This is a genomic window from Priestia sp. SRI_019 (assembly GCF_057586255.1).
Map to the genome: position 1 here is coordinate 821,158 of NZ_JBYCZN010000002.1, position 23,904 is coordinate 845,061.

At 37.9% G+C, this 23,904-nt stretch carries 24 protein-coding genes; 8 read left to right on the forward strand and 16 right to left on the reverse strand.

The annotated features are described in order from the left end of the window. Window positions 1-72 precede the first annotated feature (72 nt). Window positions 73-297, forward strand: coding sequence for a DUF3892 domain-containing protein (locus tag AC2YJL_RS14535; RefSeq protein ID WP_013056672.1), 225 nt, complete (start codon window positions 73-75; stop codon window positions 295-297). 12 nt (window positions 298-309) lie between these two features. Further along, window positions 310-456 carry a hypothetical protein gene (locus tag AC2YJL_RS14540; protein WP_013056671.1) on the forward strand — a complete coding sequence of 49 codons (147 nt, stop codon included), beginning with the start codon at window positions 310-312 and terminating at the stop codon, window positions 454-456. A 303-nt stretch (window positions 457-759) separates the two neighbouring features. Here AC2YJL_RS14540 and AC2YJL_RS14545 read toward each other — a convergent pair whose 3' ends face one another. The 3 genes from AC2YJL_RS14545 to AC2YJL_RS14555 form a co-directional block, all read right to left on the reverse strand. Further along, entirely contained in the window at window positions 760-1,635 is an 876-nt protein-coding gene (locus tag AC2YJL_RS14545; RefSeq protein WP_014460489.1) for a helix-turn-helix domain-containing protein, read from the reverse strand. 435 nt (window positions 1,636-2,070) lie between these two features. Beyond that, entirely contained in the window at window positions 2,071-3,162 is a 1,092-nt protein-coding gene (ribD, locus tag AC2YJL_RS14550; protein ID WP_025752013.1) for a bifunctional diaminohydroxyphosphoribosylaminopyrimidine deaminase/5-amino-6-(5-phosphoribosylamino)uracil reductase RibD, read from the reverse strand. Then, complete coding sequence (locus tag AC2YJL_RS14555) at window positions 3,159-3,902, reverse strand: GTP cyclohydrolase II (protein WP_016763807.1); 744 nt, start codon at window positions 3,900-3,902, stop codon at window positions 3,159-3,161. The genes ribD and AC2YJL_RS14555 overlap by 4 nt, the downstream gene beginning before the upstream one ends. 363 nt (window positions 3,903-4,265) lie before the next feature. On the opposite strand from AC2YJL_RS14555, the gene AC2YJL_RS14560 reads away from it, so the two are divergent. Next, a complete protein-coding gene (locus AC2YJL_RS14560; RefSeq protein ID WP_230932449.1) occupies window positions 4,266-4,607 on the forward strand; it encodes a winged helix-turn-helix transcriptional regulator in 342 nt (113 codons plus the stop codon). A 123-nt stretch (window positions 4,608-4,730) separates the two neighbouring features. Here the strand turns inward: AC2YJL_RS14560 and AC2YJL_RS14565 are convergent, their stop codons facing one another. The 4 genes from AC2YJL_RS14565 to AC2YJL_RS14580 form a co-directional block, all read right to left on the reverse strand. Continuing rightward, window positions 4,731-5,939, reverse strand: a complete 1,209-nt coding sequence (locus AC2YJL_RS14565; RefSeq protein WP_251567912.1) for an MFS transporter — start codon at window positions 5,937-5,939, stop codon at window positions 4,731-4,733. Between the two features lie 333 nt (window positions 5,940-6,272). Then, the gene (locus AC2YJL_RS14570; RefSeq protein WP_251567911.1) at window positions 6,273-7,328 is read right to left on the reverse strand and encodes a tartrate dehydrogenase; all 1,056 of its coding nucleotides are present in this window, start codon (window positions 7,326-7,328) and stop codon (window positions 6,273-6,275) included. Window positions 7,329-7,476: 148 nt separating this feature from the next. Further along, window positions 7,477-8,976: a glucose-6-phosphate dehydrogenase gene (gene zwf / locus AC2YJL_RS14575; RefSeq protein WP_230932446.1), complete on the reverse strand. Its 1,500-nt coding sequence runs from the start codon at window positions 8,974-8,976 to the stop codon at window positions 7,477-7,479. A gap of 125 nt (window positions 8,977-9,101) precedes the next feature. Next, a complete protein-coding gene (locus tag AC2YJL_RS14580) occupies window positions 9,102-10,013 on the reverse strand; it encodes an AEC family transporter (protein ID WP_251567909.1) in 912 nt (303 codons plus the stop codon). A 291-nt stretch (window positions 10,014-10,304) separates the two neighbouring features. On the opposite strand from AC2YJL_RS14580, the gene AC2YJL_RS14585 reads away from it, so the two are divergent. Next, window positions 10,305-11,822, forward strand: coding sequence for an alpha/beta hydrolase (locus tag AC2YJL_RS14585; RefSeq protein WP_195694419.1), 1,518 nt, complete (start codon window positions 10,305-10,307; stop codon window positions 11,820-11,822). A 214-nt stretch (window positions 11,823-12,036) separates the two neighbouring features. On the opposite strand, the gene AC2YJL_RS14590 is transcribed toward AC2YJL_RS14585, so the two are convergent. Beyond that, a complete protein-coding gene (locus AC2YJL_RS14590) occupies window positions 12,037-12,726 on the reverse strand; it encodes a DUF421 domain-containing protein (protein ID WP_230932814.1) in 690 nt (229 codons plus the stop codon). A 135-nt stretch (window positions 12,727-12,861) separates the two neighbouring features. Here AC2YJL_RS14590 and AC2YJL_RS14595 point away from each other — a divergent pair, with 135 nt between their 5' ends. Next, window positions 12,862-13,491, forward strand: a complete 630-nt coding sequence (locus tag AC2YJL_RS14595) for an NUDIX hydrolase (RefSeq protein WP_195694423.1) — start codon at window positions 12,862-12,864, stop codon at window positions 13,489-13,491. A gap of 4 nt (window positions 13,492-13,495) precedes the next feature. On the opposite strand, the gene AC2YJL_RS14600 is transcribed toward AC2YJL_RS14595, so the two are convergent. The 4 genes from AC2YJL_RS14600 to AC2YJL_RS14615 all read right to left on the reverse strand — a co-directional run bounded on the left by AC2YJL_RS14600 (window position 13,496) and on the right by AC2YJL_RS14615 (window position 18,089). Next, window positions 13,496-13,894: a PaaI family thioesterase gene (locus AC2YJL_RS14600; RefSeq protein ID WP_098626762.1), complete on the reverse strand. Its 399-nt coding sequence runs from the start codon at window positions 13,892-13,894 to the stop codon at window positions 13,496-13,498. A gap of 111 nt (window positions 13,895-14,005) precedes the next feature. Beyond that, the gene (locus AC2YJL_RS14605) at window positions 14,006-16,159 is read right to left on the reverse strand and encodes a DNA topoisomerase III (protein ID WP_251567907.1); all 2,154 of its coding nucleotides are present in this window, start codon (window positions 16,157-16,159) and stop codon (window positions 14,006-14,008) included. A gap of 265 nt (window positions 16,160-16,424) precedes the next feature. After that, window positions 16,425-17,723 carry an arsenic transporter gene (locus tag AC2YJL_RS14610; protein ID WP_251567905.1) on the reverse strand — a complete coding sequence of 433 codons (1,299 nt, stop codon included), beginning with the start codon at window positions 17,721-17,723 and terminating at the stop codon, window positions 16,425-16,427. A 15-nt stretch (window positions 17,724-17,738) separates the two neighbouring features. After that, entirely contained in the window at window positions 17,739-18,089 is a 351-nt protein-coding gene (locus tag AC2YJL_RS14615) for an ArsR/SmtB family transcription factor (protein WP_013056623.1), read from the reverse strand. A 466-nt stretch (window positions 18,090-18,555) separates the two neighbouring features. Here AC2YJL_RS14615 and AC2YJL_RS14620 point away from each other — a divergent pair, with 466 nt between their 5' ends. Beyond that, window positions 18,556-19,065 carry a hypothetical protein gene (locus AC2YJL_RS14620; RefSeq protein ID WP_034276068.1) on the forward strand — a complete coding sequence of 170 codons (510 nt, stop codon included), beginning with the start codon at window positions 18,556-18,558 and terminating at the stop codon, window positions 19,063-19,065. A 72-nt stretch (window positions 19,066-19,137) separates the two neighbouring features. Further along, complete coding sequence (locus AC2YJL_RS14625) at window positions 19,138-19,839, forward strand: hypothetical protein (protein WP_195694433.1); 702 nt, start codon at window positions 19,138-19,140, stop codon at window positions 19,837-19,839. Between the two features lie 168 nt (window positions 19,840-20,007). Here the strand turns inward: AC2YJL_RS14625 and AC2YJL_RS14630 are convergent, their stop codons facing one another. After that, window positions 20,008-20,790: a YibE/F family protein gene (locus tag AC2YJL_RS14630; RefSeq protein ID WP_251567903.1), complete on the reverse strand. Its 783-nt coding sequence runs from the start codon at window positions 20,788-20,790 to the stop codon at window positions 20,008-20,010. Further along, the gene (locus AC2YJL_RS14635) at window positions 20,787-21,950 is read right to left on the reverse strand and encodes a YibE/F family protein (protein ID WP_285852703.1); all 1,164 of its coding nucleotides are present in this window, start codon (window positions 21,948-21,950) and stop codon (window positions 20,787-20,789) included. Before AC2YJL_RS14635 ends, AC2YJL_RS14630 begins: the two co-directional genes overlap by 4 nt. A gap of 355 nt (window positions 21,951-22,305) precedes the next feature. Here AC2YJL_RS14635 and AC2YJL_RS14640 point away from each other — a divergent pair, with 355 nt between their 5' ends. Next, window positions 22,306-22,872 carry a peptidoglycan-binding domain-containing protein gene (locus tag AC2YJL_RS14640; protein WP_251567899.1) on the forward strand — a complete coding sequence of 189 codons (567 nt, stop codon included), beginning with the start codon at window positions 22,306-22,308 and terminating at the stop codon, window positions 22,870-22,872. Window positions 22,873-23,095: 223 nt separating this feature from the next. Here AC2YJL_RS14640 and AC2YJL_RS14645 read toward each other — a convergent pair whose 3' ends face one another. Next, window positions 23,096-23,416 (reverse strand): 2Fe-2S iron-sulfur cluster-binding protein, encoded by a 321-nt coding sequence (locus AC2YJL_RS14645; protein WP_251567896.1) that lies wholly within the window; start codon window positions 23,414-23,416, stop codon window positions 23,096-23,098. Between the two features lie 74 nt (window positions 23,417-23,490). After that, a complete protein-coding gene (locus tag AC2YJL_RS14650) occupies window positions 23,491-23,670 on the reverse strand; it encodes a hypothetical protein (protein ID WP_013082801.1) in 180 nt (59 codons plus the stop codon). Window positions 23,671-23,904: the final 234 nt, after the last annotated feature.

Genomic DNA, 23,904 nt, shown 5'->3' on the forward strand with positions numbered 1-23,904 from the left:
TATCACTTTTTATAATGAATAAAAACGACTATTTCAGCAACCATATAGATGTAAAGGAAGGTGTTTATTTGTATGAAAGAACGTTTCGTTGCAGTACGTAAAAATGCAGACGGTGACCTCTTAGAATTCCAAACGGCTTCAGGAGACGTTTTAACCTATGAAGAAGCGTTAAAGAAAGTAGAAGCCGGGGACGTTGAGCATGTGAGTACCTTTGTAGGGAAAGACGGCGGTACGTATATTCGCAGTATTCCTGATCATGACAAAACAAATAATCTCGATGCATTGCCATCGTTTTAAAGGAGAATGAAGATGACTAAAAAGAATAACAAAGGAAGCGCTAATCAAAGTAATCCAAAAACGCAGCACCATCTTGTTGAAATGGGTGAAGAAATTTCAAGCGGGGATAATTCAAAAGGAAACAAACGCAACAAAGATCAGTCAAGTAAAACACAATAAAAAAAGCCGTGCTTCTTAGCACGGCTTTTTTTATTAATGTTGGCTTGGAAGACCTAATGTTGAAAAATCTCCTGTTGCTACGCTTGTTCCAACTGAAGCAACACCTGCTACTAATGTAAACGCTAATGCCATACCGACTAATACTTTTTTCATAATTATTTCCTCCTCTTTCTTTGATTTGACTCTAGTGTATCACAGGATAAAAGTAGATGAATTCCTTTCTATCAGCATTTATCCCCTTAAAATCATGGATTTCCTCCATTTTAATAGAAATTTCTCAAAAATTATAATGATAGGAATATTTTAAACAAATAGAGCTTCAAGTTCTTTTTCTACTAGCTTGACAAATCGCTCATTTCGTTGCAGGGTGAAAATGGTCATAGACTTTTCCATATATTCTTTACCTTGTTCAATTTTACCTAATTTGATTAAGCTCTCTCCTGCTTGGTAATGAAGTTCTCCAAATAAATACATTGATTCATTACTAATGCACAAATCGATTCCTCGGTTGCTATATATTAATGATTCATCATAGTTACTCATATCTCCAAGCGTTTTGGCAAGTGCATTTAGAATTCTAATTTTTATATTTTCGTCTTTTGTTTGGGGCAACTCATTTAAGCTTTTGAGTGCTGTTTGATATGTATCTAGAGCCTGTTCATACTCTTTCTCTTCATAAAGAATAATTCCAATGCTATTTAAAATTTCAATTTCTCTTTCTTTATAAAACGTTGCCGATTGCTTAGTAAGCTCGATCGCTTGGTACATTTTAGATAGCGCATCTTCTTTGTTATGATGAATGTAATACACGCAAATACCTTCGTGCCACATTAAAAATTGCTTGTTCAGCGGATTTTGAAACAGCGGACTTTCTTTTTCTTTTACAATGATATTATGAATAGCATCATAATCTCTCTGACGAATATATTGACGAATTAACGATTGAACCGCATCTACGTAATCAAGTCGAGGTGATTCGACACTATCAAAAAAGTAGTTAACATCTACGCCAAGGCGCTTAGAAATTTTATAGAGGGTAATGCTTGATGGATATTCTTCACCGTTTTCAATTTTGCTGATTTGCGCTTGTGTACAAATGTCTCTTGATAATTCTTGTTGTGTCAACCCTGCCATTTTACGAAGGTCTCTCATAACACTCCCAATTCTATACTCTCTCATCTCTTTTCTCACCCTTACTTTCACATAATATATTCTCTCTATAAACATATAGTGCTTTTATTTAGATAGTCAACTGTAAACACGTTAAAAATTTATACGATGTTTCGAAATTGACCATTCCCTATAATAGCAAATTAATCTATAAGAGTAAAATAGTGTATGATTCCTCTTATCCAAAAAACCCCATAAAAAAACGAGATTGAGACATAACTACATCAATCCAATCTAAAGACGAACAAATAGGATAAATAATCTGGACTACTTGTCACACCACCGTTGATTTTCGTGCAAGACTTCGCTTCGCCCTCCAATCAACCGCTAAAAGCATCTGCATCCATGAAACCTATGTTCACCATAACAGCAAAAAATCCGAACGATAAATCGCTCGGACCTTCCTTCAACTAACATATTTTTGTTCCAGTCTCATTCACATTTTTATTTATAAACAGGATATCCAACAAATTTAAAGTCTTTGCCGATTGACGTCACAGAAAGACGCTCCACGTCCACTGCGTCCCACATTTTCTCTACGCCTTTTCCTTCTAGGAAAGTAGGAGCTTCTTTTCCTCCTGAAAGCTTTGGAGCCATATACAGCACCAATTTATCAATTAAACGATTTTCCACGAATGCGGCATTCACTTCGCCCCCTCCTTCAATTAAAAGAGACGACACAAATTTCTCACCTAGTATAGAAAGCATATCTTCAAGATTTACTTTGTCCTCACCGCTTGTAACAAATACTTCGACGCCTTGCTTTTCGAGCTGTTCTTTTTTTTCTTTTGAATAGCCCTGACTTGTAAATATCCACGTTGGAGCTAAAGAATCCGTTGCTAGCTTAGATTCAAGCGGCATGCGCAGCTTTGAATCCATCACAATACGAATTGGACTGCGGCCGCCTTCAATGCGAGTTGTCAGCTCGGGGTTGTCCTTAATGACCGTATTCACCCCTACTAAGATACCCGCTGTTTCATGACGCAGCTGATGTACATCCAAACGAGCTTCCTCAGACGTAATCCACTTGCTGTGAGAAGAAGCAGTTGCTATTTTACCGTCTAACGTAATCGCTGACTTTAATGAAACAAACGGCTTCTTCGTTACAATATACTTATTGAAGACTTCATTCATTTGACGTGACTCTTCTTCACATACACCTGTTATAACTTCAATGCCTGCGTTTTCTAAAATTTCAACTCCATTACCTGCTACTAAAGGATTCGGGTCTAAAGTTGCTATGACCACTTTTTTTACACCGGCTTCAACTAGCGCTTCAGCACAAGGACCTGTACGTCCGTGGTGTGAACAAGGCTCTAGCGTTACGTAAGCAGTCGCTCCTTTTGCTTGTTCGCCAGCCATTCGCAGCGCGTGAATTTCAGCGTGCGGTTCGCCAGCTTTTAAATGCGTACCAATTCCAACGATTCGATTATCGTTTACAATGACCGATCCTACAAGCGGATTTGGCTCTGTTTGTCCTTTTGTTGATTTTGCGTTTTGTAAAGCTATATTCATATAAAATTCGTGATTGATCAAAGAAGAACCTCCTCTTTTAAATGTCCTGAACGTTTAACTTTAGTATCCAAATACTTTTCATTAAACTGCGATACATCTCCCCAAAGTGGAACGCGCCCTGATAAAAGTGCGCCGTTTTTCTCAAGCGCGATTAGCTTTTTTGGATTATTGGTAATCAGCGTAACCGGTTTTTGGCGCAGCACTTTTAACACGCTGATGGCATCACTATAGCTGCGAGTATCATCTTCAAATCCTAACCCTTCATTCGCTTCTACCGTATCAAATCCGTTTTCTTGAAGAACGTATGCCATTGCTTTGCTGAATAGGCCAATGCCGCGTCCTTCATGATTTGCTAAATAAAATAGCGCTCCGCTCCCATTTTCGACGATCATTTTCATTGATTGTTTTAATTGAAAACCGCAGTCGCAGCGTTTGCTTCCGAATATATCTCCCGTATGGCAGATACTGTGCATACGAATGAGTGCCTCATGCGATTCTTGAAAATCTCCGTACACAAGAACACTCGATTGCTGCATGTCAGCTAAATTAGCTCCTTGCATTTTTTCAATAAGCTCTTCCGTACTTAAAGATCCTTCTTTTACATTATCAGAACGCAGCCATGAATACCAACTAAATACTTGTGTCTCACCATCCAGATTCACAGGGAGCGTAATAGGTCCTACTATATAAATAAAATGGTCTTCATTTTTTACTACGTTAATTTTATCTTTTAAAATTGAAACAACTTTTTGGTTAATCACAGTCATTTCCTCCTCTTATGTGTCTTTCACTTATCTACTATTTTCACATTGTGCTCAATCTCTCACATGAACAACTGTTTTTTTTAGCACTTCACTACATTTATCTTTTTTAATTGATGTATTAGCTTACTAAAAGTAAGTAACTTTACTTGCTTAAAGTATTATATGACGATACATTTATCTTGTAAAGCTTTTATGCTCTTTTTGTTACTTTTAGTAATTAACTTTTATAATTATATAAATTATATAATCAAAATATAAATACGTAAAGTGATTTATAATCTTTAAGTAATTAAATTACATAACACTAGATAAAATGCTGACTTTGTTTTATAATAATAGGAAGAGAATGGAGGTAATAACATGGACGGTTTAGCACTCTGCCCACGTTTTGAAAAGGCTGTTACTATACTAACGAAACGTTGGACGAGTTTGATCATTTTTCAGCTGCTTTCCGGCTCACAGCGGTTTTCTCAAATGCAAGAAGCACTTCCAGTAAGCGGAAGGCTCTTATCCGAGCGCTTAAAAGAATTAGAGCATGAAGGAATCGTCATTCGTACGGTTATTCCGGAAACTCCTGTTCGAATCGAGTATTCATTATCCGACAAAGGATTAGCACTAGCGCCGGTAATTCAGGAAATTCAGACATGGTCCAGTGAGTGGATTACAAAAGAAGAAGTGATTACAAAAGAAGAAGTGGAATAAAAGAAATCTCTAAAGAAATCAGGAGGCTTCTATATCGATATGCTCACAGCCGTTTTCGTTTTCTTTAGAGCTCCATAAATAAAAAAGGCATGCTCCCCTTGAGCACGCCTTTTTTTATTTATGTTATTTTCCTAATGATTCATTTTGAGAAATAATGCGCTGTTTCTGGCTTTTTCGACCGTGCAATACAAGGTATACTGCTATAGCTAAAAGAGCAACAATGGAACAGAATACATACATTCCTTTATACCCGGCTGCTGTGGATAAAATGCCTAATAAAAAGGACCCTAAACCCATTCCAGAGTCAAAAAACACAAAAAACGTAGCTGTGGCGACACCTCGGCGATGAGGAGAAGCTTTTTTTACAGCAATGGATTGAAAACTTGATGTAATCGTTCCAAAGCCTAATCCAATCAATGCTCCAGCTAATAAAAACACCCAGCTTGTCGTCGCTTGGCTAAGCAAAAAGATACCGATGGCTAAAGATAAAATGGACGGATATACCACGCTGTTTTCTCCGTATTGATCAAACCATTTTCCAGTAAAAGGTCTAGAAGCTAATAAGCACACCGCGTAGACAACAAAGAAAAAGCTTGAAGCTTGCGTAAAGCCCATTTCTTTTGCATAAATAGACACAAACGAAATAACACTTGCATATGAAAAAGCTACCACAAGCCCAGCAACAGAAATAGGCAGCGAACGGTATTCAAAGAACGCCGCAAGACCTTTAGCTGGCTGTATTTCATTTGTTGCAGAAGAAGCTTGCACCTCAGGTACACGAAGTACTAGACTGCATAATACTGCTAAAACAGAAGATACAACCGCAACGGTAAAAACCGCTGTATGACTCAAAGTATTTGTTAACGTTAAGCCTACAAACGGACCTACTACCATCGCTAAGTTCATGAACGTCGCATAGTACCCCATCCCTTCGCCTTTTCTCTGTTCTGGGATTACATTTGCAACGATTGCTCCTGTAGCAGTTGTGCTCATTCCAAAACCAATACCATGAAGCACACGCAGCAGCAGCAGCGCAGATAATGAGTGAACGTTCATATATAAAATAGAACCAATTAAAAAGATAAAGACACCTATCAATAGCACTTTCTTCTGTCCTAATGTTGTCATCCACTTACCGGCTAGCGGTCTGAACACAATACCGGACACTAAAAAAATTGTCACAATTAACCCTAGGCTTTGTTTACTTGCATGAAGTTCATCTGTTGCAAACAGCGGCAATGTGACAGTTAACATATAAAAAATGACAAAAACAAAAAAGCTGGTCAATGAGACCGCTAAAAAATCTTTTGTCCATAATTTCGATTTCTGCATGATTTTCCTCCTTTTATTTGTTTATTCGTATCTATTTATTAAAACAAACTAAATCATAGTCTAGAAATAATATGTATACGAATTATCTCAACTCAAACTATTATAGGGTTCATATATGTAAGTGTCAACATGTATTTATCGATTTTGATTTCCGGGCAAGACTTCGCTTTCCGCGGGAATATTCGCCTTGCCCTCCAACCAACTGCTAGAAAGACCTACACACATGAAACCTACGTTTACCACAAAAAAACAAACCATGAATCAAACACTTTGATCAATGGTTCGTTTTTCACTTCGTCTAATATTCTTTTGTCCTAGCCTCTTTTAGAACCTTCACTTCTTTAAATGAGAAATAATTTGATTCGTTACTTCACTAGTAGTTGCGCTGCCTCCAACATCTGGTGTAATGATACCCGATTCCGTCACTTGTTCGATAACCTCTAATAAATGACTGCCTAATTCTTGTTCACCAAAATGATCCAACATCATTTTAGCCGTCCAAATCTGTCCGATTGGGTTTGCAATGCCTTTTCCGACAATATCAGGAGCAGACCCGTGCACCGGTTCAAACATCGAAGGATATTTTCCGTTCACATTAATATTTGCAGCAGGAGCAACGCCAATACTTCCCATAATAGCAGCTCCGATATCTGTTAAAATATCTCCAAATAAATTGCTTGCCACAATTACATCAAAACGACTTGGATTTGTAACAAAAAAAGCCGCCAGCGCATCGATGTGCTGTGAGTCTGTTTCAATATGAGGATAACTCTTGGCAACATCTTGAAACACTTCGTCCCAAAACGGCATGGAATGAACAATTCCATTTGACTTCGTTGCGCTTGTAACTTTTGCTTTTCTTTTAGAAGCTAATTCAAATGCGTAGCGCATCGCTCGTTCTGTTCCTTTTCGAGAAAAAACCGCATTTTGAATAGAAATTTGATCTTCTCCTTGATAAATCCGGCCTCCTACTTCACTGTATTCTCCTTCACTATTTTCACGAACAACAATTAAATCAAAATCTTTTGGGTTCATTAGTGGAGATGCAATGCCTTTTAATCTCTTGGCTGGACGAATATTAATTACCTGCTGAAATTCTCGACGAATCTTAATGAGCAGCCCCCATAGCGACACGTGATCTGGCACAAGATTTAAATTTCCTACGGCTCCTAAAAAAATTCCGTCAAAGTGTTGAAGCTGCTTTAGCCCATCTTCCGGCATCATCTGTCCGTACTTCAAATAATAATCACAGCTCCAAGGAAATTCTGTAAATTCAAATTTTAATCCCCCGTGAAGATCTGCAATCGTACGAAGGACCCTAACCGCCTCCGGCACAACTTCTTTTCCTACTCCATCTCCTGGTATGTTCGCTATTTTTAACGTTTTCATCAAAAATCCCCCTGCGTCTTTTTATATTAATCTTTACACAATACTTCATGCATCTACTCTTTTGATTATACGCAGGGAACATAAGCGCCTCAAGAAAATTCAGAATATACAAAGTATGAAAAAGACACCCCTAAAAGAGATGTCTTTATTAAATCGGCAAAAACACTCCAGGTGCTTCCCCATGTTCATCGTCATCGAGCCACCACTTAAAGCCTTCTTGTTCAACTAATTTCTGGGCTTCTTCAGGACCTTGTGAACCCGATGGATATTCATAAAGCGGCAGCATGTCAGCTTCAAATGCATCTAATACAGGCTGTACCCATTGCCAAGACAGCTCTACTTCTTTCCAATGAGCAAAAAACGTGGAGTCGCCGATTAATGCGTCGTAAATAATTCGTTCATATGCTTCTGGAACACTTTCTTCTTCTCTTGAAAACGTAATACGAACCGGCTCAATAACACCATTTTTTAATGGATTTTTGCTGTTAAGCTGCAAAGCGACGTTTTCGCTTGGACTAATTTCAATAATAAATAAGTTTGGTGCTACTTTGTCATAAGGAGTTTCGTACAGACCTTTTAAAGAATCTTTAAATTCTACGACGATGCGAGTTGATTTTTCTTTCATTCGTTTGCCCGTTCGAATATAAAAAGGAACACCTTTCCAAAATGGATTATCGATCCATAAACGTACTGCTACAAACGTATCATTTTTAGAGTCTGCTTCTACGCCAGGCTCTTCTTTGTATCCTCTAACAGATTTGTGATCGATTTCTCCGCTTCCGTATTGCCCTCGTACAACATCGCGAGCTACTTCTTCCGCTTGAATTTTCCTCAGTGACTCCATTACTTTTTGCTTTTCTTCTAAAATGTTTTCTGAGCAAATTCGTTTCGGAAGATGCATAGCTGTCATCATGAGAACCTGCAGCATATGATTTTGAATCATGTCGCGTATGGCCCCCGTATGATCATAATACCCTGCACGATTTTCAACACCGACTGTTTCACTTGCCGTAATTTGTACGTTCGCAATGTGTTTGTTATTCCACAATGATTGCAGCACGGGGTTCGTAAATTCAAGCGCTTCTAAATTTTGCACCATCGGTTTACCTAAATAATGATCAATTCGATAAATTTCTTCTTCTTTAAACGTACTGCTTAGCTTCTCGTTAAGCTCTCTTGCTGAAATAAGATCATGTCCAAACGGCTTTTCAATCATTAGACGCTTCCAGCCTCCAGTTTGATCTAAGCCGCTTTTTTTTATATGCAAAGCAATTACATCGAAGTATTCTGGTGCTACGGACAAATAAAACAAACGATTTCCTTTACTTCCATGAGTTGTTTCTTGCTCATTCACAAGTTTCAGCAGCTGTTCGTAATCTTCTGTTTTACTTGCATCTACTGCTTGATAATGAAACAGGGACAAAAAATCTTCTTCATTACTTTCCATTTTCCGTCTCGAAAAATCGTTTACAGATTGCTTTACACGCTCTTTGAAATCCTTATGAGACATCTGCTCGTACCCCGATCCAATAATAGAAATAGCATCAGGGAGCTTTTTGTCTGTAAATAAATTATAAAGAGCAGGAAAGATTTTTCTTTTTGCTAAATCACCCGTTGCGCCAAATAAAACAAAAGTTAAGGACTCCACTTTTTTTCCTCCCGTCAGGTTGTATGTATGATGGATTTTCTCTCCTCCTAGCTTACCTCTGTTTATTTGGGAATATCCTTTTTTCATCAAAAAGGACGCTCACAAGTGTGAGCGTCCTTTGCTATTTACATTAAAATGTTTGTCATTCCCCAAAGCAGCAAAAAGCTCAGCAGAATTGTCAGATTTGACACGGTGCCGACAAATTTTTGATCGTATTTGAATTCTACTGCGTAAGGTAAAACTGACCCCGCTACCGGTAGAATGAAGCAAACTAAGATTGTATACCGGAACATATCTTCAAATGGAAGCAGGAAAAACAGCGCAATTCCTACGCCGAGTCCGATTACGTAGCGGATACTTAAAAACATAATAATTTTTTTCAAGTAGCTTTTTTGGAACGAGAAATTTAAATATACGCCTAAAAGCAAAAGAGAAAGCGGCATATTCGCTTTCGAGATAATGCCTGAAACGTCTAATACGTATGATGGTAAATGAATGCCTATACTCGCAAGAAGACAAATGATTATATAGGTAAGAAGCGGCATTGATTTTAATACTTTATATAAAATCTTTTTAAATTCAATGTCAATGTCATCCCCAGAGTAGTAGCTGCCAATTACATAGCATAAAACAAAAATAACAAAGGCATTTCCGACATCAAACATACCAAAGTATTTAAGTCCTTCTTTTCCCCAGATGCCTTCTACTAGTGGATAAGCAAACATTCCAATATTAAAACCTGGAATCATCATCATCAGCATGCCTTTCACTTTTCGCTCATCTTTTCGAAAAACAAAAATTCCTACCGCAGCTAACAGCAAGCCATAGACAATTCCAATAACTAATAGTAAAATAAGCGATCCGTCAATTTTAATACTGCTGAATGTGACAATAATCAAGCAAGGCATTGTAATATTAAAAATAATTCTGGCTAAAGCTTCCCCGTCTTTTTGCTGAAGGAGGTTTGTTCGTTTTAGTATGTATCCTAATAGAATGATTGTAACGGAATACAAAAACTGAATGTTAAAGCTGCTCATAGACCTACTCCCTTGCCCTCTAAGATAAACGTTTTATAGAAACGTTCTTCATATCTTTTATACTTATTTAATCGATTGTTTTACCCTGTCTTTTTTAATCCTTGTTTCATTATAATATAAGCAGCCTAAAAAGAAACTAGAGAATTGGATGCACTTTACCTGTTTGTTAGACAAAAACAGCTTAGAAACAAATGAAAAAATTTCCCTCCAAACTAATTTTAAAACAGGACATTTTTCTTTTTTATGGAATTTACTTAAAAGGTATGAGTATTTTTATGAGGAGGAAAAAATGTGAAACGAAAAATGATAGCGCTTACTTTTTCTGCTGCTCTTTGTTTTTCTGCTTCAGGATCTCTTGCTGAAGCTTCTAACAAAGCAGAGGTCATTCCAAATGCTGATCAGTCGGCAGAAACCTATTTTGACGGAGCGAACGGGAATTGGCTGACGACTAAAAACCCCGCTCAGTATCAGCAGGCTACGCTCTATGGCAATATTGGGCTTACTCCTTATAACTGGGGGAAACCTGAAGATGAATCGGGCTGGTATCGAATCAATCAGCCCGCTGAGGTCAAAGGAACGCAAGTGAACGGAATTTTTGAAGACGCTCAGTTCGTTATCCGCGTTCCTGATAACTGGAACGGAAAACTTGTGGTAGCCGGCATTCCTGCCACGCGCAACGAAACGTCCACCGATTTATTATTCAGTGATTACGTTCTTAAAAAAGGCTATGCGTTTGCAGCCACCGATAAAGGAACGCAAGGAGAAAGTGATCCTACCGATCCTTTTGCTAAAGTAAAAAATGCACTCGCTAACGATGACGACAGCGTAGCAGAATGGAATATGCGCTATCGTCAACTGACAAAAGCTGCCCAGAAATACTTGACTACTCATTATTCGGATAAGCTAATCAACCCGGCCAATCGAAAAAACCCTGCAAGCGATTTGATTCGAAACGATCATAAAGTACCAACGTATGCAATTGGCATTTCAAACGGTGGATACGTCGTCAGATATGCACTTGAACACGATGATCCAAAGCAAACAAAAGAGCCTCGTTTATTTGATGGAGGCGTCGATTGGGAAGGCGTATTATGGAGTTCAAAAGCACCAAATTTAATTAGCTCACTAACACCTGTTGTCAACAACGCGGAAGAAGCGCTGTACGGAACGGCAAAAGAACAGAAAAAAGCCATGAAACAAATGTATAAAGCAGGTCTTCCAAAAGGATCTGAAAAATTGTGGAATTATCATGATCAAGTGTACTGGGCGGTCACATTAAACATTTACCGTGATCACTTTGATCCAACTGCTCCAGGAAGAACAAACTGGCACAACTATTTAAACTTTACTTCAGCAGGTCTACGTGATCGCTCATGGGATTATATCTTTGAAAATTATCGCTATCAAACCCGGCCAAAAAGCGTAAAAGAAAATGTAGCAAAAGTAGAAAATACGGGTGATATCGATGTACCTCTTATCAGTATGGCCGGCTCTCTCGATTCACTTATCTTCCCGTCTATTCACGCGGAAGGCTATGAAAAACTCGTTAAAAAAGCTGGCAAAGCAAATCTGCATCGTCTCTATACCGTTAAAAACGGAAATCACGTTGACAGCTTAGTATGGAATAAACAAACGGATCCAAATCAAGAGCTTCAGCCTCTGCTTCCATATGCTCATCAATCTTTTGATTTGTTAGTAGACTGGGTGGAAAATAAAAAAGCAGCGCCTGCAAGTAAAGATATTAAAGCACCTCAAAATAACCTTAAAGTAATCGACATAAAATCAGGGCAAGAAGTAGATCCTCGCTGAGGTTGAGAAATAACTAAATGAATCCAACCCAAAGACAAATCAATGAGATACATGAGCTGGACTGCTTATTACACCGCAGTTGATTTCCGTGCAACTGCTAGAAGGAACGAAACAGATAATACTATGTTCACATTCACAAAAAAACGAACCACTAATCAGACATGTTGATTAATGGTTCGTTTTTCACTTGGGCTAAAATACTTTTCTCTCAGCCTCAGTCTTCATAATAATCAAGATACAGATGACCTGCTGAGTCTGCTTGGCCTAAAAATACCTTATCCACTGCAGCATCTTTCTTTTGGAGTTGCTCCTTAACCCATGCTACGCTATACCCTAGCTCATGAACGGCTTCTTTCATTATATTTCCGTCCATGATAATCGTTTGAGGTAATCGTGTCGCCTCTCCTTTTATTAATAGATCTTCTCTCTTAACGTTTTGCTTTTCTTTTTTTAACAGCACGCTTAATTCGCCGTTGGTTTCAAGCATCGCAAAAGCTACGTCTTCCACATAAAAGATGTCTTTTTTACGAAGCTGCTCCATGAGCTCATCTACTGTATATTTTTCTTTTTTTACATTTTCCTCAAGAATTTTTCCTTCTTTAATGAGGATTGTTGTCGTCCCTTCCACCGCTTTTCGAAAGCTTATGCTTTTTAATGATACGTTTGATACAAAAATAAGAAAGGATGCCCACACTAAAATCGCGACTACCCCGTGACTTGCCTGTAAATCTACATCCATTGAAATTGTTCCCGCAATATCTCCAATTGTAATGCCAACGATATATTCAAAAAAAGAAAGTTTGGATAACTGTTTTTTCCCCAACAGCTTTGTAATAAAAAACAAGCCAAGTAAAATCAGCACTGAACGAAGTACTACTTCCATCCAATGATTCAACGCATGCACCTTCTTTACTAAAATTGATGTATCTTTTATTTTGTGCATATTTATATGGATCAAAGCAGATTTTCATCTTCCATTATTTACATAACTTTCATGGCAGGTTAGAGTAGAAAGAAGTAGGAAACAAATGGGGGTTTTATGATGAACGATGAAGTGTTAACCGTATTTAACGACCAACAGCAGCGCATAGGAACAGCGTCTCGCAAAGAAGTTCATGAAAAAGGCTATTGGCACGAAGCGTTTCACTGCTGGTTTATCAGCCGTGAAAATGATACAGACTATATTTATTTTCAAATTCGCAGCGAACAAAAACAAGATTATCCCGGTGCGCTTGACATCACAGCTGCTGGACATTTGCTTCATACGGAAACCGTTCAAAATGGAGTAAGAGAAATTCAAGAAGAGCTCGGCGTCAACATTTCATTTGATGAATTGCTTCCTTTAGATGTCTTTAAATACGAAGTAGCTCAGCCGTACTATATTGACAAAGAATTCGCACACGTATTTTTATACTACAGCTCCCACCCTCTTAGTGCGTTTACGTTGCAGCAAGAAGAGGTATCAGGCCTTGTAAAAGCTCCGTTTTCTCACTTTTGCGAACTGTGGCTTGGAAATCAAACAGAACTGACCGTTGAAGGGATAACAAATGAAAAAGAGCCAATTCACCGTATAGCACACAAAAGTGAATTTGCTCCTCATCCCAAAGCTTACTATGAAACGATTATTGCATTCATTAGCCAGCAGCTGAATTCAGCAAAAAAAGCTTAGAATCCTAAGCTTTTTTTGCTGAAAAAATCATATACGTTGCACTGCCAAGCGCAACAAGCTTTCCGCTGCTGTCTTCAATTTTCACTTCTCCAACAGCCAGCGTTTTGCCTCGGTGAGACAGTGTAGATTTAGCAACTAAATACTCACCTATACCCGGCCTTGTGTAATTTACTTTTAATTCAACTGTACTGGCACTTTCCTCTTCGGAAAGAGAAGACCGGACAGCTGAACCAACCGCCGCGTCAATAAGCGTGGCAATAACGCCTCCATGAACCGTTCCTCTTCCCTGCAGAAGCTGCGGCTGAATCGTGATTTTTAACTCTGCATATCCTTTTTCAAGCAGCGTTTCCTCAATGCCAATATAATCCCAAAACGGAATCATCCCTTTACTCGTTCGTTTCATCAATCTCATCCTTTACATAAATAAGCTATGTAAGAACTTCTAGAAGAGCTGGAGAAATCCTGTTTTTACATACAAAAAGCGCCTGCTCTTTAGCAAGCGCTTTTTATTTCTCTATTTTCCAAATAAAAACTGTACTTTGTTTTCTTTCCATTCTAACTTGGCATTAAAGGTCTTATCACCTTTTTTAAAACCTTCAATCAAATCTGTCTGTCCTTCACTTAACAGCTTTTTTAAATTAGCTTGAGTGACTGTTTTACCTAAAATCTTTTTCGATACGGTAAACGTGCATTTGGTTTTTGCATAGTTTGAGCATCCGTAAAATGAGCCTTTATCCACTACTTTTCCATCGCAAAGCTTACACGAACCAAACGATTTGGAAGAAAAGCTTTTACCTTTGCCCTTGCCTTTTCGCTGAATGGATTCAGTGTCGTATCCGCTGAAATTCCACTTGCTTTCGGCTTCGACAGCATCTTCGATAATTTTAGCTGACAGCTTCTTTGTTTGTTCCATGAAGGCACCGGCTGATGCTGTTCCTTCACCAATTTCAGCTAGACGCTGCTCCCACTTAGCCGTCATTTCTGGTGAAGCTAAAATTTTATCGCCAATCGCGTCAATCAATACCTTTCCTTTATCAGTCGCAAACACTTGGTTTTTTTTCACATCAATATATTTACGGTCTTTAAGCATTGTAATGATGCCGGCACGCGTAGCTTCCGTACCTAATCCTTCTGATTTTGCTAAAATTTTCTCCAGCTCATCATTATCCAAATGCTTACCCGCTGTCTTCATCAGTGTAATCAACTGACCTTCCGTGTAGCGTTTTGGAGGCTGTGTTTTACCTTCTTTTACGTCTACTTTAATAACTTTTCCTTCTTCGCCTTCTTGAACATTCGGAAGAATAACGTCGTCATCTTTCTCATTTTGAAAAATTACTTTACGCCAGCCTTCTTGGATTTGCTGCTTTCCTTTTGAAATAAAAGCTGCTCGCTTTTCCACGAGTGTCGTAATCGTTGTATAGTCGAAAATCGCTTTTTCATAGTGTGCCGCAATTAGACGCCTTACGACTAAGTCGTAAATTTTCTGTTCGTCTCCTGACAGTTTGCTCGGGTCCTTTACTTGTTCCGTTGGAATAATCGCATAGTGATCGCTTACTTTTTTTGCATTTACATAGCGTTTATTTCCCAGGACTGAAGAGTAAGGAAGCGGAAATAAATGTTCGTATTCAGAAAAAGCACTCAGCTTTTCTAAAATCTCAGGAAACGTTTCAGCTTCACCTTCTGTTACGTAGTTTGAGTCTGATCGTGGATAAGAAACAATTCCTTTCTGATACAGCCCTTGCAGCACATCAAGCGTCTTTTTAGGAGAAAACTTAAACGCTTTATTCGCCGTTGCTTGAAGTGATGATAAGTTAAATAATAAAGGCGGCTGGAACTCTTTTCGCTCCGTTACGAGTTCATGAACTTCCGCGTCTTTTCCTTCGCAAAACTGGGCAATTTTATACGCCATTTCTTTTTCTTTAAGACGCGACTCTCCGTCTTGATGCCATTTGCCTTCATACTTCTTTCCTTCAATATCAAACTTAGCAAGCACTTCCCAAAAAGGCTCTGATTCAAAGTTATCAATTTCCTTTTCACGCTTTACGATTAAAGCAAGCGTTGGCGTCTGCACGCGCCCTGCTGAAAAAACATCTGACATGCCATGCTTTTTTAACAAAATGCTATACACCCGTGAAGCATTCATCCCAACGACCCAATCTGCACATGCTCTTGTATATGCTTCATAATAAAGGTTACGGGTATCGCTTTCGTCTTTTAACTGTTGAAACCCATCATAAATAGCTTTTGGCGTTAAAGACGAAATCCACAATCGCTTCATCGGCTTATGCACACCCGACAGCTGAATGATATTACGAACGATTAATTCCCCTTCACGCCCCGCATCTCCCGCATGAATAATTTCTGTAACCGTGGGCTTTTTAAGCAACTTTTTTACCACTTGAAACTGCTTCGCTTTTGAGCGCGTCACTTCATATTGAAAACGGTCTGGAATCATCGGCAGCGTGTCAATTGACCACTTTTTCCACTCCGGCTTATAATCTTCCGGACTTACAAGCTGACATAAATGCCCCACTGCCCACGTCACATACGCTCCGTCTGTAAACACTTCATTCGGTGGAATCTCTAAATAGCCGTCGTGACGCTTCGGCTTAAACTGTGAAGCTAGAGTCGATCCTTGATCCGGCTTTTCTGCAATAATTAACTTCATGTATTTAATCACCTTACATTTCAAATTTCCATGTGAAACTTAGTCAGTTTTATCATTTTATCATAGAAAGAGCTGTTGGAGTATGAATGAGGAGAAAAGTAGTTTAGATGAGAGATACCTATCTAATTTTAAAAACGTGTCGCTATCCGTTATACTTTTTCAATAAAAAAGCTGTAGATCATTTTCTACAGCTTTGATACACATCTGAATTTTTCTGGCAACAGCCATTATCATATCAACTAAAACAAACCTCCTTTAGGACGTGTTATGAAATAATTGATAACCAAATATACAAACCAACAAGCGTAATAAACAATGTCGGAATCGTTAAGATAATACCTGTTTTAAGATACGTTCCCCATGAAATCTTCACGCCTTTGGTTGAAAGAACATGAAGCCATAAAAGCGTCGCTAAAGAACCAATCGGGGTAATTTTCGGACCTAAATCCGATCCAATGACGTTTGCATAAATCAACGCTTCCTTGATTGTTCCAGCTGCATGTGTTGCATCGATTGCTAGTGCATCAATCATAACGGTTGGCATATTGTTCATAATCGATGAAAGAATAGCCGCAGTGAATCCCATGCCAATTGTTGCTGCAAACAGTCCATGGCTGGCTGTTGCTTGGATCACATCAGCCAGAATTTCTGTTAAACCAGCATTACGCAAGCCGTATACAACGACATACATGCCGATAGAGAAAAAGACAATCGCCCATGGAGCTCCCTGTAACACTTTTTTTGTATGAACCGCTCGGCTTTTTTTAGCCATCATCAAAAACAGAATAGCAATAACGCCTGCAATAATCGAAACAGGGACGCTAAAGAATTCTCCAATTAAATAGCCTAGCACTAACAAAACTAAGACAATTCCGGATAACCGAAACATCTTTTCATCTTTAATGGCATCCACTGGCTTCTGCAAATCTGCTACATTGTATTTCTTAGGAATCCTTTTGCGGAAATACAGATATAAGACCATAATACTTGCAAAGAGAGACACCAAATCTGGAACAATCATGCGTGATGCAAATTCAGAAAAGCTAATACCAAAGAAGTCGGCTGATACGATATTTACTAAGTTACTAACAACTAGGGGCAGCGACGTTGTATCTGCAATAAATCCACTTGCGATAATAAACGGAAAAACCATTTTATCGTCGAACTTTAATGCCCGAACCATGGCTAGTACAATGGGTGTTAAAATCAGCGCTGCTCCGTCATTAGCAAATAGCGCTGCTACAACGGCTCCAAGAAGAGACACATAAACAAACATTCGCACGCCATTACCTCCTGCAGCTCTAGCCATATGAAGCGCTGCCCATTCAAAGAAACCAATTTCATCTAAAATTAAAGAAATAATAATAATAGCAATAAACGTAAGAGTCGCATTCCACACAATGCTGGTTACCTCAAGAACATCTTGAAAATCAACAACGCCTGCCAGTAAAGCAATCATAGCTCCCCCGCAAGCCGACCAGCCGATTGATAAATTTTTCGGCTGCCAAATAACAAAAATTAATGTTACTAAAAAAATCAATGATGCTAGTACAACTGATGCCACTTTTTAAACCTCCAATTATTCACAACAACTAATACGCAGTCCTTGCTTTTCCAGCTCTTTTAAACGTTCGTCCTGACTTGGTACAGATTCAAGTATGCCCAGAACAAACTCATAGTACTGGCTTTCTTTATTAAGAGAATAAAAAACCCATTGCCCTTTTCTTCTTTCCTTCACAAGCTCAGCATCTCTTAATTTTCGTAAATGCTGACTAATTGAAGGTTGGCTAGCTTGATAGATATCTACGAACTCACACACACAGCATTCATTGTTCTCTATTAATTTCACCATTGAAAGCCTTGTTTTATCTCCCAATAATTTTAAGATTTGGGCTGCCTTTTCAATACTATCTATAGATTTTGTGCTCATTAATGAATACCTCCTACTCCCTTTCAGTTGATAGATAATAATGTGCTTATGTATTAATGCTCATTACTATAATTGATTTCTAAATGTTTTACAATTTTTTAGTAAACTAAAAGTGATTTAGTAGTTGTCTAAGGATTTAAAGAAGTTATTTTTTCCCTACTAATCTAAACAAAATCTAGCACATAATACTATAGGTATATTTTCTCGTAAAAATGCTCCTAATGTCCTTGGACAAACATACATACTTATTTTGTCGATCCGCATAAAATATAGAGAAAAATAAGAAAGGATGATTATGATAAAAAAACATTATTCCTATTATAATCCTCAAGATGGTAAATATTATGTAGACAAGCCTTACTCTCTTAGAGACAATAAAGTATCCCCCTCTGCTTCTCCTAAAATCCCTTTGAAAAATACAGCCGACAGAGCTTTTAAAATCCCTGTATTCCTCAGCCACCCTTCTATGCTTAATACTACTCAAACAAGATTTCTTAATCGTTTAATTGATGAAATTGAACGTGCTCTTCTTTTCCCTCGTACACTGCCTGATACAGAGCAATATCCTAATAAAACAATAACAAGCGTTCGCCGAATGATACTCTCTAGCTATGGGTTGATCGCGGTGAATATGCAGCAAGTCTTCGCCAATTATACCATGACGAATATTCCCGGCGGTACACCTCCGCCACCATCATGGGAAGGTGCTCCGTTTTTACAAATAGAGCCAAGCATGGGTTACCAACGAGGCCTGCCTTTACTTCTTATCAAAGAATCAGGTGTCAACAGTATAGGCGTTTGGAATCCAGCAGTAGTTCCGTTCTTTATTATTGAATGGGATTCTACAAAACCGCTTGATGAGTTTTTTAACCGTGTTGAATGGAGAGAAATATTTCAAAACTGGGTGGCTCAAGTGCGAAATGGCTACTTTATTCAAACACAGCCTTCCTATCGATACGGCCCGGATGATCTATAGAAAGAATTTCAACCGAAGAGCACTTTCGAAAGCTGTTTCTATAAAACAAGTTAGAATGCGAGGTGAATATAATTGACTTTAATTAATAGTGGGACATGCGTAGGAGTTCTATATCGAGCTAATGCCGGTGCATCATGCAGAAACGGGTACTGTGTTCATAATGGAAGATTAGTAGGCGGCGTCATAAGCTCAAATGCTGGTACCTTAACGGTTACAAGAAGCATCGATAACACAAAGTTACAGACTTATAATGGTATTCTTCTTAGCCACCGAGCCGTAAACCGAACGACAGGGCAAGTCACGCAGCAATATTTGTATTTTAGAAAAAATCAGTTAGAAAAAGTAGAAGTTACGCCTTATACGCAATATAGTGACCCTAGCTGTCAAAGAGAGAATCATTATAATATCCGTGATATTATCTATCCTGGTGAATGTGTAGGAATCAGATATCGGATAGGAGATGAATGGCATATAGGAAACGGGCGATATCTATATTGGACAGGCCAAGTGAATCACTGTATATTTGATGAACGTCCACAAAGTACAAATAGACAATTTTTACGGCAGATTTGGTACGCACATTGGATACTCGATCCAAAAAATGAACGAAATATTATACCTCAAAAGACCTCTCGAGGACGTGGATCTCCAAGAGGTGAACGTAGAATTTATGCTTTTAAGAATCTGCTTCCAGCTAATGGTGAGACGGTCCTTGTAAAAGCTGCTTCTCCTGTAAATTCAGCTTCTTGGCCTTTTCGTATTATCTATCAGTAAGAAAAACAGAATGTAATCCTTAATGCTATTACAACTCCCATCCTCCACCTAGTTTCCTCTCAAAATTCCACAAATAGGCCGAGGTTAATTTGAACTGCCCCTCCAGTGGTTAACCATTGGAGGGGCAGTTTCTTATGATTTTCTGTTTTTATTTGTCCATACGCTTCTCTACTTTATTTCCTTGTACTGCTTCCCTTTTTCTCTTTTTTGCAAGAAAATAGAAGCGCTAATCCAAGAAGTAATCGGAATAATAATGGCTACACCAATGCCTCCGCTTAAAATAGAAATGACTTCTGCACAAAAGGTTTTTGAATTGATAATGTCTCCAAACGAATACGACAATCTCTTAAACCAGATAATTAACGTCAAATACCCGCCTACAAAGGCAAAATACAGTGTATTGGTTGTGGTGCCCAAAATATCTCTTCCGATTTTCAAACCAGAATTGAAGAGTTTTTTTTTAGTTACGGACGGATCATGAACAAATAACTCATTCATAGAAGACGAAATAGATAGCGAAATATCAATGATCGCTCCTATGGCTCCCATAATAATTGTACAAATGGCTATTTTAGCAAAGTCAATTCCAACGTAAAGTGAAAAAGCGTTAATTTCTTCTTCTTGTTCTTCTCCAAACCCTTGAATCATGGCATGATGTTCAATGATAAAAATAAAAAGTACTAAAACGGCTAAGGTAATAATCGTTGAAACAAACGCAGCAAGCGTTTTATGATTGAATTTATTAATATAAAATAAATTAATGCAGCTAATGATTGTACAAGCGATCACTGTAACAATAATCGTATTTTTTATAGACAGCATAAAGAGAATGGTTAGAAAAATAACGCCAAAATTCAAGAACAAAGCAAGGAAAGATCTAATTCCTTTTTTTCCGCCTACCATACTCATCAGAATAAATAAAATAAGAGCTAGCAACAGTAAAACGTTCACTTTCTGTTCCCCTTCCTAAAAATAAAAAGAATCGAAAGATAGAGTGTAATTGGAATCGTTAGCACAATGCCAATGCTGCCAGTAAGAGCACGGATTAACTCTAACGAGAAATTCATTGAAAACGTGTATCCTAAAGGAGAACCGTTCTTTAAATAAAGAAGGACCATTGGAATTGTTCCACTTATATATGAAAAAAATAAAATATTCGTCATGGCTCCCATGATGTCTCCGCCAATTTCCTTGCCCGATTTTAGTAAGTCTTTGTGCGCTATCTCTTTATTCTTTTCATATAGTTCATAAACAGAAGAAGTAATGGTAATGGCTACATCCATGACAGCTCCTAAAGATCCTATTAATACCTCACTCATAAATATTTTTTGTGGAGGAATTGTTACAAACTCCATTCCTTCATAATGAAGACCGTTCGAATCTGTTAGCTGCATGACTATGTATGCAATTAACAGAGAAACAAACGTACCTATTAAAGTTGAAATGATTGCTACATGCGTTTTTTCTTGATTACCGCTTACTAATAACAAAGAAATAACCGTAAAAAGAACGACCGCAACAATACATACAGCGAGCAAGCTCACATTCCCTAGTGCTAAATATACATTGAGAGCCCCGATTAAAAGGACAATATTAATAAGTAAGCTAATGATTGAATAAAAACCTTGTTTTTTTCCAATCGCCAGCAAAATTAATATAAATAAACCCGCGACGGCGGTAACCTGCGTGTCCCGCTTCACTCCTTCAATCGTGCCGCTTAAAGTATGCTGTGAATTCTTTTCTAAGGAGACAAAAAGATCTGTTCCGACAGTGTACTTTTGATCATAAGCACCTGAGTATGAGTACGTATTCTCTAAATGAATAAGCTTCCCTTTGTATTTTCCGTTCATGATTTTAGCAACAATTTTTTGATAATATACGGTATCTTTGTTGTGATTTAAATCAGTAGATTTATTTTGTTCTACAACATTCGTCTTCACTACCTCCGCTATCGGTTTTTTATAAAGCGAATAATTGTGGTTTGTTACTATTAGCGCTATACACAAACAGCAAATTCCTAGTATATAGAGAAAGATTTGTTTACGTGATAATTTATTAAACTTTTGCTTCGAAAAAAGATTCCTTATATGCTGGGAATACAGAGCTGACATCACATAATTCCTTTCTAGTTATTATTTGAACGCAGGGCTTTTGAACATGAAGAGACTGCAAAGAGGTCTAAATTCTTTGCAGTCTTTTCATTCGTTTATTGTGAGTGCTATACAGCAAGACACTCCACCTGCTATTTTTCATTCCGTACTGTATCAGAGAAAAGTGAAATTATAGTGAAAGCATAGAACAATTTATCTACTTCACTAGTTTTTTATGACTATCTTATATAATCATAGGAATATAAAAACAAAGAGAAAACTGTTTGCGCTATAATAAATTGACTTTATAGCTACTGATTAGTTATAAAACTCATGAAAAGCGACAAATAGTTGCTAAAAACAAGGAGGTTATTTCATGTTAACGAAAAAAACACTTGTCATGCTTTCTACTCTCACCCTTGTAACAACATGCGTAGCATTCAGCACTCCAACTACTGAAGCAGCTGCTAAAGATACCTACTCACAAAAAATTGAAACTAAAGCAGAAACAAGGCCTACGCTTCGTAAAGGTTCTCACTCTAGCTACGTAAAGGACTTACAGCAAAGCTTAAAAGATGTGAAGTATAACACATCAGTTGATGGAATTTTCGGTACGCAAACACAAAACGTAGTAAAAGAATTTCAAACCGATCACAGCTTGTCTCCAGATGGTATTGTTGGCCCCTTAACATGGGCAGTTTTAGATGAGAACAAGGTAGAAAGAAAGCAATTTCCTGTCAGCACAGCTATTACATTCGGTAAAAAAGAACTCGGTGACAACATTGTCTTCAGTACAGACGACCGCTTACGGAAAGATAACAACGATAAAGCTTACTACAGATTCGTAGCAAAAAACAAAGACTGGATGGATCAAGGCGGATCAGGTACCATAGGGTGGTATCACATTTACAAAAATGGAGATGTGATTGAAGGATCCAATTAAACCTAGTTACAAATAACGGTTCGAAAAAAGCCTTCATAATCACTCTTTTGAGTGATTTACTACTTCTCTTACAGAATGCTAAAATTTAAAAGAATCATTCCATAGGTATTTTACTTGAACAAGAACAGCTTTTTCTCCCCACAGCTGTTCTTGTTATTTTTTAATAAAAATGAAAAAAGCAGCATACTGAACATTCCACACGCTGCTTTTTGAGATCACAGGACTACTCTGCGGGTCGAGGTCCTGCTTCTCGTCCTGAGTTCTCTACCGTTAGTATTGGCCGAACGGTGATATCTTCATTTACACGAATTTGGCATGATAAGCGCAAGTGATCTTCAATTGAACTTTCTGAGTATGCATTTTTCTCTGCGTGTGTTAAATCACAATATTCGCCTTCAAGCACTTCTACCCTGCAAGTCGTGCATTTAGCTTTCCCGCCGCATCGATGAAGAATATTTATACCGTTGTCTTCGAGTGCCAAGACAAGCTTTTCTCCTTTTGCCACTTCAAAACTTCCGTATCCTAAAACGGTTACTCTTGGCATGTATATCCCTCTTTCCCTCTACTGTGTACAAGCGATTTGAATTACACTATATGCAGTTTCTTTTTATTGCATGCCTAAATCCAATTAAGAAGACCATCGTTTTGTAATACGGCAACTAAAACGACAATCCCAAGTATAATAACAGGTATTAGTGCCTTTAAAATTTGATACTTAGATAATTCTATGCGCTGAGGCTCCTTTAACAGATGACTTTGATTTAACTCAGTATTGTTTTCACTTTCTTTATGATTCATGTTCCTCTGCCTTTCTATTTTTTATATTGCGGTTCATATCTACTTCTGCTGACATCACAAAAATAGCCACAGAATTTCTTCATAAAAACCATCTTAACCTTTTTAAGAACATGCTATACCAACAATGCTATTTTAAAACAAGTCCCTATCATATGTTTCAAACAAATTCACCTTGTTTCTCTTCTTAATAGCGTTTCTCACATCACTAAACGCACAAGCAAGGTCGTTATTTAT